Genomic DNA, 13,686 nt, shown 5'->3' with positions numbered 1-13,686 from the left:
CGTGAGCATCTGTGTGCTAGCACTCCTTATAGTCAAATAGCTACAACGCTTATTGTTGGCTGGTGCGCCGCAGGCGCACCCCCTGAACGGTTACTAATTTAGGCGCTTTCAGAGTTCAAATACCAACTACAGACTACGTTAAAGTTCGCATATATAAAAATTATTGTGAGCCTTATAAGCAAGATTTAAATTTGAAAAGTAACCCAGATAGGCCTAAACCTATTTTCTTGAAATGCTCAGTACCTCAAAAGAAGTCTACGCCTAATAGTTAACTTTTTCAGTATCCTTAAATGTTATCACTGCGCCAGCATTTTCAGCGGATTAAAGAAATAGTTGACTGGAGTTGGACACTAGCTATTTTGTGTATGGTCGGTTATATTACTCTGGGACAACTCGCTCAATTATACTGGGCTATGGTGGTGTTTGGAGGATTAGCCGGTAGCTTCGGTCTATTTTATGAATTTTCCTGTGAAAAACTAGCAGATTTAAATGCTATTGAGGATACATACAAACTTCAAAAGGTAATTGCGACCTCAGCTTTGGCTCAAGATTTACTTGGAAAATTCGTTCACAGAAATCCTGAGATTACAAATCAGTTTCCTGCTTTTGATCAACTAAGATATCAAGTCAGCAATATCAGAGCTACTTCTGCGGCTAAATTCAAACAACGGGTTAATCAACGAACAAAGACACCATCTCAAAGTTCATCTCAACCACCATCTCAAAAACCAGCACAACCAACTTCCCCATACGCGCCACCAAAAAGGGAAGCACAACCTCCTCTGAGAAACTTATCTCAACCGCCATCTCAAAAACCGGCACAACCAACTCCCCCATATCCACCAAAAAAGGAAGCACAACCTCCTCTAAAAGAGGCGGCTCAGGCAAAGATTACTCTAGAAGAGTATAGGAGAATTTTAAATAAAAGTGATTATGTCTACGTCAAAGCTCATCCAAGAAACGGTCATTGGGTGAGGGGACATTACAGGCAAAAACCGAAAAGGTAATTTCTTCCATTACTCCAAATTGCTTACTATGTGTGTTATTGATAAGGGCTTCGCCTAATAACTTGTAGTTAAAGAATCTAATAAGTAACCTAAAAAAACTACAGAAAAGCGATCGCCATTTCGCCTTTCAAGCCATACCCTTTTCTGCTAAAGCCACAGCCCCCCACAAAGGCGCATCATCCCCCAGCACCGCCGGCACAATTTCAAAATCAACTTCCGGCAAAGCTGTCTCCTGCGCCACTTGACGCATCACCTGCCAGAAATCCTCCCCCGCCTTCGTTACACCGCCTCCCAACACAAAGCGCTGTGGATTCATCAGGTTCGCTACATTACCAATACCCACACCCAGCGCCCAAGCAGCCTTGTGCAAAACTTCCTTAGCCAAATCATCTCCAGCCGCCGCAGCTTCACTTACCAATTGCCCTGTCAATAACGTTAAATTATCCCCCACCAAACCTCTCAACACCTCTTTGCCTTGGTGTCCTTGGCTTCTTGGCGGTTCGTTTTCTAAAATTTCCCTAGCATTTTGCGCCATATAAGGCCCAGAAGCCAAACGTTCTACACATCCCCGCTTCCCACATAAACAAACTGGTCCAGCAGGATCTACAACCATGTGTCCAATTTCGCCAGCCATTCCACCAGCACCCCGCCAAGGTTTACCGTTGAGTATCCAACCACCACCCACGCCAGTGCTGACAGTGATGTAAAACAAACTATCGTATCCCTGTCCCGCACCAAAACGATGTTCTCCCAAAGCAGCAACGTTAGCATCGTTGTCCACACCCACAGGAACACCAAACTCCTTTTCCAACAAACCTTTGAGGGGAATATTTTCCCATCCAGCCACATGATGAGATAGTCGCACCGTTCCCGTGGAAGCGTCAACTGGCCCGCCAAAGCTGACACCGATCGCAGCTGGTTTTGTGTCTTCCAGCAGCGAGTAAATGAGCGATCGCATAATTTCCAAGTCACTATTAGCATTTGCATTCGCTGGCGAGAGACGACGTTCATAACGCAACCACTTTCTAGAACCGATATTTACCAATGCTGCCGCCAGCTTAGTTCCGCCAAAATCGAGAGCTAAAATTACTGTCATAGTTTTTTATACGTCTTTTGAATTATTACAATAGGTGGTTTCTTTCTCAATAAAGATGCTTGCAAGCAAAATAAATTCAACACTAAAGAAAACTAGATCATTTAGCAACTTATGACTCCCGATCAACCCAATCCACTTATAGATTTCTCTCACGCCAAAGAACCTCCTCGCTCTCTTGATATGGATAAAGCCCAAGAGGCAAATATCATTGAACCAGACGAAGTTAGTGGACAGAGTAAGCAAAACCCCACTCCTGATGATTTGAATCGCGAAGATGAAGATCCAAGAATCGGCGGTAGTCAAATAATTAGTGGGAATATTTCAGCTGGATAAATAATTATCATGACTAAATTACTTACCACTTTGTGAGTTAACTACTCCATCAATAAACTGTTGTAATCGTTCATAATGTGAACCTTTCCAATAAATGCGATCGCAGTCTTGACAACGCTGGAATTGATCAATCTGCGATCGGACATTTTCTGGCACTTGGTCAATGATCGATTGCTTATCTACAGGCTCTAATAATCCATTGCAACGCAAACACCGTTTAAATGGTGAGATTAATTTAAACAAGTCAAAGCGTTGCAGTACTTCTAAAATTTGTTGTTGAGGGTTAGTGTTTCTAACGTAATACCCATGCGTTACTAAACTACGCATCAATAGACCTTTATCACGAGTCAAGAGAATCCGCCCTTGGCTGGAGGATATTTCGGCTAATTTCTCATCCTCATAGTCATTTCGGTATAAAGTATCAAAGCCTAAAAGTCGTAGAGATGTCGCTAGTTTGCCTAAATGAATATCTAAAACAAAACGGATAATACTGAGCGTTTTTGGTAGAACCGAAACGCTTGGTATAACAACACCCCTAGCTGAAATTGGAGAAACATTAATCGTATCTCCATCCGAAACTATGTAAGAAAAATTTACATATTCACCATTAACATTTATAAAATCAACTTCTGGATGAGGGACACCCAAAGACTCAATCATGTCCTTAATTGAGGCTTTCTCCTCAAAAAAATGCGAGATTCTCACTTGCTTGTGATGCCGTGGTAAAAAATGATTCAATTCTGCATGAAAATAGAAATATGCGATCGCCATAGCCAGAGATATTTGGACTAGTAGGGTAGCACAGATATGTACCCCTACTGGCAACAATTAGTTACAATTACCAAACTTTATCTATTGTATTCAAAGAATCAATGCTTACTCAAGTGAGCTATCTTCACTAGAAAATGCCTGTTAACCTTGATTTAACCAACCTTCTACAGGCGACAAAGTATAAAGAGATTATAAAGATTCTCAAATACTTGCATTTATTATTGAGTTCAGTTACAGTCAAGGCAGATGGATATAATCAAACCCTGACATGAGCTTCAGGAAGTTAGATTAGGTAAAAGGGTAAATAACAGGTTTGTTAATGTTGATGTCAGTGACGCTGCTAATAATTAGTCACTAGTTTAAAACATTAACTTATGGGGCAGAAGTAAGGGGCACTAAAGCATTTACCCCTAAATTAATTGTTTTTATTTTTCTTATTAAATTGAGAAAAATTCTCAATATAGATATATGGATAAATACGTGAAAAACAGATAGTGAGAAAAAAGTTTTAAAACAGTATCAGACTACCAAATTATTTATATTTTGTTCATGTGTTTTCGCATCTATCTTTAGAAATATATTTCTTAGAATATCATTACAAAATTATATCTTTATGTATAAAAACAGGCATTGTAACTAGCTATGTAGATAATTTCAGCAAAACTTCAAATAACTATGCTGCTACTGAAATATTTTTGATTGTAATATCAGCTACATCGATATTATAAGGAAGTTTATTGCCTATTACTCTCCAAGCAATTGCACAAAATTGAACATATTTGATTTTGGGAAAAAACCAAGTTCTGAAAAGCCGAGTTTCAACAAGTGAAAATTTATAAAATACCAAATAGCAATAAAACTACATACAAAATTAACACCGCTCATACGGAAAAATCTATCTTGACGCTGTTTATCTCTATTATGGATAATTTATTAACCGGAAAGACCTTGATCAATAATGATGTTATTAAGTGCCTACCTAGTTTGAAATGGAAAATGAATATTGTTCTTTTTTATCTCCTTTAGCCAAGGGCATTGTAGCTAAGAACACAATTGCATTTTGTAATACCTTTTGTCCATAAAATATGCTAATGAGTACAGCGAGATGAATACTTTTTTTTGTTCTGATGATTCACAGCAAGCGGGAGAAGATGTCATTGGTAGCGCCACTAATTATCAAACTTATATTTTAGTTGAGTGTCTTTTACCTTGGACATCAGAAGCCTTTAATTCCAAATGGGTGCCTGAGAATTTAAGGATTTTGGTAAAGGAAGTGAAGCGTGCTAAACTACCGATTAGATTCCTCTTAATTGCTAATGATGTATCACACAAAGTAAACCACACTACGCTTTTGATTTATCAAAAAGAAGAGGGGCTAAGTAATGGATACCATAAGCAAGAGTTTAAGCTAGCGAATATTGAGCAAGTAGCAGCAGTTGTGCAAAAATGGTTATGGGGTATCAGTTCTAATTCTGAGGTAGAAACTAGTGCAACTAAAGATATTTTAGTGTGTACCCACGGTAGCCATGATAAGTGCTGTGCCAGATATGGCGCTCCCTTTTACTTCAATGTTACAGCGAGTAATGCTGATTTGTGCTTGGACAATGTGCGAGTTTGGAAATCATCACACTTTGGTGGACATCGCTTTGCACCAACAGTCATAGACTTGCCAGAAGGAAGATACTACGGTCGTATCGATCAAGATTCATTTAGATCAATTTTGACTCGGACTGGCGATATTCAATACTTAAATAAAGTCTATCGAGGCTGGGGAATTCTGCCTGCTGCACTTCAGATTTTGGAAAGAGAACTAATCCTCTGCAATGGATGGGATTGGTTTAACTACAAAGTTGCAGGCAAAATTTTGGAGCAAAGTTTAGACAATAATACTATTCTGGGTGAGCTAAGTTTTGAACAACCTTCTGGTTCTCTCTACACTTACCAGGCTAAACTTGTGAAAGATGAAACTAAGACTCAACAACTGAAGAGTTCATGCAATGCTACACAAGAGTTGGTCGTCACAAAATATGCTGTAGCTAGTCTTTGGCTTAGTTCTAGTAAGGTGATAAGTTATAGTGCATAAAAAGCTAGAGGTATGCATCTACCTAATTTGTAATTCGTAATTCATAATTCGTAATTCGTAATTCGTAATGACGCTCTCTATATGACGCGAACTGCCTAACGCTGCGTACTCCTACGGAGAAGCAAGGTACGCAAAGCGGACGCAGCAGAAGAGAATAATTAAGAAAGTCAGTCAGATTTCATCTGGGTTTCCAGGCTTGTATCTGTAGCCTGATTTTATAAAATTGGTATAACTCCTCATTTAGAATCCAAATTCTAAATCCAAAATCAAGATTGACCCATATTTAGCACTTTTCGTAACAGTACTTGGTCTTCTAATTTGACTTTTAAACGACCATTTTCGATATCTCGAATCCAGCTTTGGCTTTTATTTGTGAGCTTTGCCAACTCTCTCTGGGAAAGATTCAAATTTACTCGCGCCTCCAAAATCTGTTCACCCAGCAAATCGTTTGTAGTTTTAGGCTTTCTTTTGGCTTTAGCAGTTCTTGTTTTCTTTTTTTCTGATTCTGAGATTTGCTGTTCCCACTCTGGTGGGAGTTCAAAAGCCAAAATCCGCGCATTCATTAGCAGATTCCACTTCCCACGGGGGCCTGTGTCTGTGAGGCGAGTTTCAGCACCACCGTCATTAGTCCAAAATTCTAATGCTTCATCTGGATCTTCAGGAAGATCAACTAACTTTGCCCACAAAGGTTGAATTTCTGGTGGGTAAGTAACTGGGTCGAAAAGTGGTTTCATTCCATAATGATTAAGAATTTCCAAATCGCTTTCAAAAGTTCGCAGTAGACGTTTGCGTTCTTCCCGTTGTCTAGATGCAAGGGCGACTTTTTCTTCACCGTAAGCGATACGCAGCAAGGTAGGAATAGTAATGCGTTGTTCTTTGCCCATTTTGGTTTTAAACAGCAACCACAACATTAGTCGGACTGCACCTTCATGTTGCTGCCAAATGCTCATGACTGTGGTAAGTAGCGTTTTAGGGAGAGTACCATATTGATAGAATGCAGTTCGCTCTTTACATGCTTGTTTGTTTAAGAAATATTGTGCCCATACGCCTGCTCTGACTTTAAAAGTTAGCCCAACAAGATATTTGCATCCAAGATTGTCTTCTTGAAAGTGGTGCTGAATGTCCACCAAGTGCCATAAGCGGCTGCCTGTAACAGAGAATCCGTTAATTCGACCTTGTTGAGGCCAATCAATCGAGATAATCAGTGAGCAAGCTTGCTGAACGATATTTTTCATTAAAGCTAGCTTGGCAGCTTTGCTCAAGTCTTTGCGTTTCTCCATCCCCAAATATTTCTCAATTTGTCGCTCGTCGATCGCAAATTCTTGCTCCCAAGGTTGCTCTAAGGCTGTGGCATAAGCTGCAAAAATCAGATGTATGCAAGCGGCTCTAATGTCAAGTCCCTCAATTGCTGCTAAATCTGTGGCCTTGTCGCTAACTTTAAATGGATCTTGGATGTGAAAAGCGATCGCACCTCGGCCTTGGTTGACTTGTCGCCCATAAGATAGGTAGCCTTCTTCATCAGCTTCCCAATGTAGCGATGTGCGTTGCGCTAGTACATTACAAGCTTCCCAAATAGCGATCGCCGAAGCAAATGGGTTATTCTTGCCGTTAGAAAACAAGTCTAAGCTAGTAGCATCTCTAGGTTCAACTTTGCATCTCCCCTTTTTCGCCTGCCAGGGAATTGGAGAATTAATTGGACAGGCTATCACACATTGGGGTTCTGAATAATAGCCCTCACAATTATTACAAAGACCAGGATCAACCCAGTATTCATTGTTCTCTATTTTGATTGCACCCGTAGGACATTGGGGGCGGCAGTTGTCACATCCAACGCAACTGTTGTTAGGAATTGTATAAGGCATATGGCTCTTTTCCCACTCTAATCGTTGAGATGTCTGGCTCAGGTCTCCCCTGGATGAGTCCTGTTTATTCATGACTCGCTACCACATTATTTTTCTGGCGAGAATAATCTTTTCTCACCACATTCACTCCCCACATCCATATTTTGACTTCGCATCCAATTGGAAGCTATTTAAGGCTTTAAAATTAAGCCTAATAAAACTTCTTTATTAACTATACATTTCATAAAAAAAATGATGAGTTTGTTCCTCCTGAGCTTAAAAAAAAACTTAATATTTATTTAATTACGTACTTAATGAACATTTTATCTTTCACCATAAACTCTTTTTATGATATATTCAAGCCTATTTTAATTGGATTTTCTCTGATTTATTAATAACTTTAATATTTGATGCATGATAATATTCTGCCATAAAAATCACAGTTTATTCATGAATTAATTCTGTTTATTAATGGCAAAAAACAATATTTATTTTGTGAGCAATTATCTAAATATTTTAATCAAACTAAATTGATAATTATTGTTGCTTTATAAAATACATATTGCATATATGAAATTGTAGCTAACGAACATATGATTTTGTATATAAGTATACTGTTTATTTATATTTATTTGCCTAAACATAAATATAGTTGAAAAAAAATATCATTACTATTATAGATATAGTTGTATTTGCTAGAAATAATAGTTAAATCGGCGGTTAGAAACTGCATCTACACAAGGCTTTACCCACGGAGGTAGGTTGCAAACTCTCAATTTTTCCTTCTCTTGTTACTATGCTCTGCATAGTAATGCTTGATTAAGGGCTGCTGCCTCCAGTCAAACATTGAGTCAGAGACTCTATGAATGCGTTCCCATACGAAGCATCGGAACGAGGAAAACTTAAACATTCGTAATTATTATTGTGAATAAATTTCATCTATTATTTGAAATAAAAAAATATAAATTTGTGTTCAAGGTTATCTAAATTTGATGAGACAAAAGTAAAATTTGAATATAAATAAAGAAAATATTAGGATAATATGATTAAAGTCCAAACAGATTGACAGGCAAAATTGCCGAGGATTTCTTCATGGCACAACTCACTGGTTTGACATTTGGCGGTAAGACTTGGACACCAAAATTTGCTCACGAAATTGACAAAGAAAAATGTATCGGCTGTGGCAGATGCGTTAAAGTATGCGGGTACAATGTGCTAGGTTTGAAGGCACTCAATGAAGAAGGGGAATTTGTGGAAGATGAAGATGATGAAGAAGTTGAACGCAAAGTAATGGCAGTTACTTCTCCAGATAACTGTATTGGTTGTGAAGCGTGTTCACGGATTTGTCCCAAGAACTGCTACACCCATGTTGTATTAAACAATTAAGGTTTTTAGAGTTAGTCGAAATTGTTGTTTCTTCAAGTAAACACTGTTTGTATAAAGTGCATATGCGCTAGGCAAGGTAACTTGAGGGGAATACTAAATATTTACTGTAACTAGATAAAAAGTTCACAGTAAACATATTCGTAAATCGCAAATTGTTAGCTATTATCAAATTTAAACTTGCTGCTAATATAGCCTAATCAATATTAGGACTAACAGTGCCCTCTTGGAACAACTAGCTTTTCTGGAAGCAGGGGGCTACCTTTGTCAGAGGAGTGGAAATATAATTTTTAATTTGATGGGGGAAAGATATGGAAAAAATCTGGAAGTTTTTCCCCTTTTTTCTAGCTACACGTTAGAAAGTTAATAAGTGAAAACAAAAAAACGCTGCCCTGTGAAAATGTAAAATCTAGTAGTTACAAACAGGGAATGGGAAATGGGGAATAGGGAATAGATAACAATGCCCAATGCCCAAAACCCAGAAAATCACACCTTTAAAGACGGTTTACAAAGCAGGTAGCATGTATGCAACAAGTTCCTGTTTCACTATGGACTCTGGTTGCTGGGATAGTAGTTACAGCAATCAGCATTTGGATTGGTCAAAACCACACTCTAATGCCGGTGCAAGCTTCGCTTCAAGCGCCTTTGGTAGACGGTTTTTTCAACGTCATGTTTACCATTGCGATCGCTCTCTTCTTAGTGGTAGAAGGAACCATTGTAGTTTTTTTGATTCAGTTTCGTCACCGTCGGGGTGACGATACCGATGGGGTGGCAATAGAAGGTAACTTGCCCTTAGAAGTCTTTTGGACAGCAATTCCAACAGTGATTGTCCTCCTTTTGGGCATCTACAGTGTAGATGTTTTCAACCGAATGGGAGGCTTTGATCCTGCGGGTCATCCTCATTCAGCAGCTCATGTTGCTCAGATGCCGGGAACCGCTCTTGCTGCCACATTAAGCGATACTTCTCAAGCAACAACTGCCCCATCAATTGCCCCAACAATTGGTATCGGCGCGTCTCCTCAAACCCTAAACAAACCAGCCGACTTAGTTGTTGATGTCAAAGGGATGCAGTACGCCTGGTTATTTAACTACCCCGATAGTGGCATTACCTCTGGGGAATTGCACATTCCCGTCGGTGCTGATGTGCAACTCAACCTTTCAGCACAAGATGTGATTCACTCATTCTGGGTGCCAAACTTTCGTTTGAAGCAAGATGCGCTTCCTGGTATCCCTACTGAACTACGATTTGTCGCCACCAAACCAGGTACATATCCCGTAGTTTGTGCTGAGTTGTGCGGTGGTTATCACGGTTCAATGCGCACACAGGTAATTGTCCACACACCAGAAGAATATAAAAGCTGGCGGACAGAAAACCAGATTGCTCAACAGCAAAACCTAAATCAAGTCGTTGCTGTTAATCCAGCCGACTTATCAATATCAGAGTTTCTCGCACCCCACACCCATGATATGGGAATTAGTGCAGCAACTCTAGAGTCAGTAGTCATGAGTCATTAGTCAAACGATTTTGGATTTTAGATTTGCGATAGCGCAGCGTTTTGTAGAGAAGAACGAGCGTCCGTAGGAGAGTCTTTTAGATTGGTTCCACCCAGAAGGGACGGGACATAAACCAAAAGATTCTTTTAATCCAAAATCCATAATCAAAAATCTAAAATTGCAGGTCAAGAGTCACATTTAATTACTTTGGACGTTTGACCCTAGACTCCGCATAGTGGTAAAAAATATGACGCAGGTAGAATTTCCCCGGAATACTCCACCAGAAGAAAATAAACCGAAAATGGTAGTTGGCCATACCTCCCATCCGCAGGCGTGGAAATGGCAAGACTATTTTACATTTAATGTTGACCACAAGGTTATTGGTATCCAATACCTAGTAACGGCGTTCGTGTTCTATCTGATCGGCGGGCTAATGGCGATCGCTCTGCGGGTCGAATTAGCAACACCAGAATCAGACGTACTCGACCCCAATCTGTATAACGCTTTCATGACTAATCACGGGACGATTATGATCTTCCTGTGGATTGTCCCCAGCGCCATTGGGGGATTTGGTAACTTTTTGGTGCCCTTGATGGTCGGTGCTAGGGATATGGCTTTCCCGAAGCTGAACGCGATCGCCTTTTGGTTAAATCCACCAGCAGGTGCGCTCATTTTAGGTAGTTTCATCTTTGGCGGTTCGCAATCTGGTTGGACAGCTTATCCACCCTTGAGCTTGGTGACAGCACCTATCGCTCAAACTATGTGGATACTTGCGATCGTCTTGGTAGGAACTTCCTCAATTTTGGGTTCACTGAACTTCGTGATTACCATTTTGTTGATGAAGGTTCCTAGCATGAAATGGGATCAAGTACCCTTGTTTTGCTGGGCAATCTTGGCAACCTCCCTGCTAGCACTTCTCTCCACACCTGTATTAGCAGCGGGTTTAATTCTGCTGTTGTTTGACCTCAACTTTGGTACTTCCTTCTTTAAACCAGATGCAGGCGGTAACGTTGTAATTTATCAACACTTATTCTGGTTTTATTCTCACCCGGCAGTATATTTAATGATTCTGCCCATCTTCGGCATCATGTCGGAGGTAATTCCAGTTCACTCCCGCAAGCCAATCTTTGGCTATAAAGCGATCGCTTATTCTAGTGTGGCAATCTGCGCTGTGGGTTTGTTCGTCTGGGTACACCACATGTTTACCAGTGGCACACCCGGTTGGATGCGGATGTTCTTCACCATCTCCACGCTGATAGTTGCAGTTCCCACTGGCGTTAAGATTTTTGCCTGGGTTGCTACCCTTTGGGGTGGTAAAATCCGCTTCACCAGCGCGATGCTTTTCGCCATTGGCTTATTGTCCATGTTTGTCATGGGCGGCTTAAGCGGTGTGACGATGGGAACAGCCCCCTTTGATGTTCATGTCCACGATACATATTATGTAGTAGGACATTTCCACTACGTCCTGTTTGGCGGTTCCGTGTTTGGCATCTACGCCGGCATTTATCACTGGTTCCCCAAAATGACCGGACGAATGCTGAATGAAACCTGGGGTCGCATTCATTTCGCCCTCACCTTCATCGGCACTAATCTGACCTTTTTACCCATGCACGAGTTGGGTTTGCAAGGAATGCCGCGACGAGTGGCAATGTATGACCCCCAATTTATCGACCTCAATAAAATTTGTACCTATGGTTCAATTGTTTTGGGGATATCGGTAATTCCCTTTGCCATCAATATTATCTATAGTTGGCTGAAGGGCCCCTTGGCAGGTGATAATCCTTGGCAAGCTTTGACCTTAGAATGGACAACTAGCTCACCACCTGCAATTGAAAACTGGGAAGTGTTGCCGGTTGTGACTCATGGGCCTTATGACTACGGTCATGGTAACAGTATTGAAATACAGCCATCTGCAACACCGGAAGCTACTGCTTAGTTAGTAGAGTGAGTACTGCGATCGCTCTCAAGGTGACTGCAATTTCTAGTTATTTGATTTGATAACTCGAAACTCCAAGCTTGGAACTCGAAACTTGAGCATCATTACTCGGAACTCCGAGCTTGGAACTCGGAACTCCAAGCTTGGAACTTGAAACTCCAAGCTTGGAACTCGAAACTCCAAGTTTGGAACTCGAAACTCCGAGCTTGGAACTCGAAACTCCAAGTTTGGAACTCGAAACTCCAAGTTTGGAACTCGAAACTCCGAGCTTGGAACTCGAAATTTGAGCATTATTATTCGGAACTCCGAGATTAGAACTCGGAACTCCGAGCTTGGAACTTGAAACCCGGAATTTTGAGAATTCCTGAACAAGTGAAGAGTTTGGTTAAATAAGGATTTTGGATGAGGAATGAAAATTTGCCGCTTTAAACTTCATTCTTTATTCAAACTTCCACAACAGACACAGTGGATAATATTGTCAATAAATCTATGACTATAGCTACAACGACGAGCGAAGATCACAGTGTAGGACATGAAGAACATCCAGATTTAAGAGTTTGGGGACTGTTGACATTCCTCGCCTCTGAATCCCTAATGTTTGGGGGATTTTTTGCCACTTATTTGTTTTTCCGAGGTACTACAGCAGTTTGGCCTCCAGAAGGAAGTGAAGTAGAACTACTTGTACCGACGATTAACACCATTATTCTGGTGTCCAGTAGTTTCGTGATTCACTTCGGTGATACAGCGATTAAAAAGAATAATGTCAAGGGAATGCAACTGTGGTATGGAATTACTGCAATCATGGGGGCAATTTTCTTGGGTGGTCAGGTTTATGAGTACTCAACTTTAGGATATGGTCTGACTACCAACGTCTTCGCCAACTGCTTTTATATCATGACTGGGTTCCACGGTTTGCACGTTTTTGTGGGACTGTTATTGATATTACGTGTATTGTGGCGATCGCGCCGTCCCGGTGAATATTCTGCAACCAATCATACTTTCATCGAAATGACAGAAATTTACTGGCACTTCGTAGACATTATCTGGATTGTTCTGTTTACCCTAGTGTACGTTCTTACTCTGTTTTAACAAAAATGAGGAGTTACAAGTTAAGAATTTCTAACTCCTCACTCCTAACTTCTAACTCTCAAAGAGATTATTATGCAACTTGATGCAAACAAATTCTCATGGTTCCAGGTTCCAGAGAAAATAAAAAATTTATTAATTCTAGCTGCACAAAGCTGGGAGAATACGTCAGAATCGGAAAAGTATATTCAACAAGCTTTAGCCGAAACTGGTGAAAATACAGATGTATTGGTAGCAGCATATAGATATTTATATTATAAAAATAATTATTTTTTTGCTTTGCAAACAACAGTCAAGTTATTAGATAAAATTAAAGAACGAGAGAAATTTCCTGATGACTGGGAGCAACTTAAGCCTATATTAGTCAATCGCAAAGAATACCCACAAACCCGATTGTACTTAAATGCTTATGCTGCTTCTGGATTAGTACTAGCAAATTTAGGAGAACTTGAGCAAGCAAAAGAAATCAGCACCAAAGTCAAAGAAATAGACGAAAAGAATGATTTTGGAGCCGGAATTCTCCTGGATATTTTGACACGTCCAGCAGAAGAAGATGATTAATTAGTCAACAATTAAGGTGAACAATCATGAACAATTGGTTATCTACTACGTCATATTCCTCTTACTCCCTCTTGGGAGCGGGTACTAATAGTAAC

12 protein-coding genes are annotated in these 13,686 nt (G+C 40.2%); 9 read left to right on the top strand and 3 right to left on the bottom strand.

From position 1 onward, the window contains the following. The first annotated feature begins 290 nt into the window (after positions 1 to 290). On the top strand, positions 291 to 1,007 hold the full coding sequence (locus V7K21_RS28120; RefSeq protein WP_335179043.1) for a hypothetical protein: 717 nt from the start codon (positions 291 to 293) through the stop codon (positions 1,005 to 1,007). A gap of 127 nt (positions 1,008 to 1,134) precedes the next feature. Here V7K21_RS28120 and V7K21_RS28115 read toward each other — a convergent pair whose 3' ends face one another. Beyond that, on the bottom strand, positions 1,135 to 2,103 hold the full coding sequence (locus V7K21_RS28115; RefSeq protein ID WP_335179041.1) for an ROK family protein: 969 nt from the start codon (positions 2,101 to 2,103) through the stop codon (positions 1,135 to 1,137). A 111-nt stretch (positions 2,104 to 2,214) separates the two neighbouring features. On the opposite strand from V7K21_RS28115, the gene V7K21_RS28110 reads away from it, so the two are divergent. Next, on the top strand, positions 2,215 to 2,436 hold the full coding sequence (locus tag V7K21_RS28110) for a hypothetical protein (protein WP_335179039.1): 222 nt from the start codon (positions 2,215 to 2,217) through the stop codon (positions 2,434 to 2,436). Positions 2,437 to 2,454: 18 nt separating this feature from the next. Here V7K21_RS28110 and V7K21_RS28105 read toward each other — a convergent pair whose 3' ends face one another. Then, positions 2,455 to 3,207, bottom strand: a complete 753-nt coding sequence (locus tag V7K21_RS28105) for a Mut7-C RNAse domain-containing protein (RefSeq protein ID WP_335179051.1) — start codon at positions 3,205 to 3,207, stop codon at positions 2,455 to 2,457. A gap of 1,105 nt (positions 3,208 to 4,312) precedes the next feature. On the opposite strand from V7K21_RS28105, the gene V7K21_RS28100 reads away from it, so the two are divergent. After that, positions 4,313 to 5,290 (top strand): sucrase ferredoxin, encoded by a 978-nt coding sequence (locus V7K21_RS28100; protein WP_335179037.1) that lies wholly within the window; start codon positions 4,313 to 4,315, stop codon positions 5,288 to 5,290. A 266-nt stretch (positions 5,291 to 5,556) separates the two neighbouring features. Here the strand turns inward: V7K21_RS28100 and V7K21_RS28095 are convergent, their stop codons facing one another. Next, positions 5,557 to 7,152 (bottom strand): helix-turn-helix domain-containing protein, encoded by a 1,596-nt coding sequence (locus V7K21_RS28095; RefSeq protein WP_335179049.1) that lies wholly within the window; start codon positions 7,150 to 7,152, stop codon positions 5,557 to 5,559. A gap of 1,071 nt (positions 7,153 to 8,223) precedes the next feature. Here V7K21_RS28095 and fdxB point away from each other — a divergent pair. The 6 genes from fdxB (at position 8,224) to V7K21_RS28065 (ending at position 13,591) form a co-directional block, all read left to right on the top strand. Next, positions 8,224 to 8,517: a ferredoxin III, nif-specific gene (gene fdxB, locus V7K21_RS28090; protein WP_335179035.1), complete on the top strand. Its 294-nt coding sequence runs from the start codon at positions 8,224 to 8,226 to the stop codon at positions 8,515 to 8,517. A 522-nt stretch (positions 8,518 to 9,039) separates the two neighbouring features. Continuing rightward, on the top strand, positions 9,040 to 10,029 hold the full coding sequence (locus V7K21_RS28085; RefSeq protein WP_335179033.1) for a cytochrome c oxidase subunit II: 990 nt from the start codon (positions 9,040 to 9,042) through the stop codon (positions 10,027 to 10,029). Between the two features lie 226 nt (positions 10,030 to 10,255). Continuing rightward, positions 10,256 to 11,944: a cytochrome c oxidase subunit I gene (gene ctaD, locus V7K21_RS28080; RefSeq protein ID WP_335179032.1), complete on the top strand. Its 1,689-nt coding sequence runs from the start codon at positions 10,256 to 10,258 to the stop codon at positions 11,942 to 11,944. Positions 11,945 to 12,066: 122 nt separating this feature from the next. Beyond that, a complete protein-coding gene (locus V7K21_RS28075) occupies positions 12,067 to 12,231 on the top strand; it encodes a hypothetical protein (RefSeq protein ID WP_335179030.1) in 165 nt (54 codons plus the stop codon). A 202-nt stretch (positions 12,232 to 12,433) separates the two neighbouring features. After that, a complete protein-coding gene (locus V7K21_RS28070; protein ID WP_335179028.1) occupies positions 12,434 to 13,033 on the top strand; it encodes a cytochrome c oxidase subunit 3 in 600 nt (199 codons plus the stop codon). 72 nt (positions 13,034 to 13,105) lie between these two features. Continuing rightward, entirely contained in the window at positions 13,106 to 13,591 is a 486-nt protein-coding gene (locus tag V7K21_RS28065; RefSeq protein ID WP_335179026.1) for a hypothetical protein, read from the top strand. Positions 13,592 to 13,686: the final 95 nt, after the last annotated feature.

The sequence above is a fragment of the Nostoc sp. genome (genome assembly GCF_036919595.1).
Lineage (GTDB): Bacteria > Cyanobacteriota > Cyanobacteriia > Cyanobacteriales > Nostocaceae > Nostoc.
Note: the sequence above shows the minus strand (reverse complement) of the source record. Positions and strands in the feature narration are given on the sequence as shown.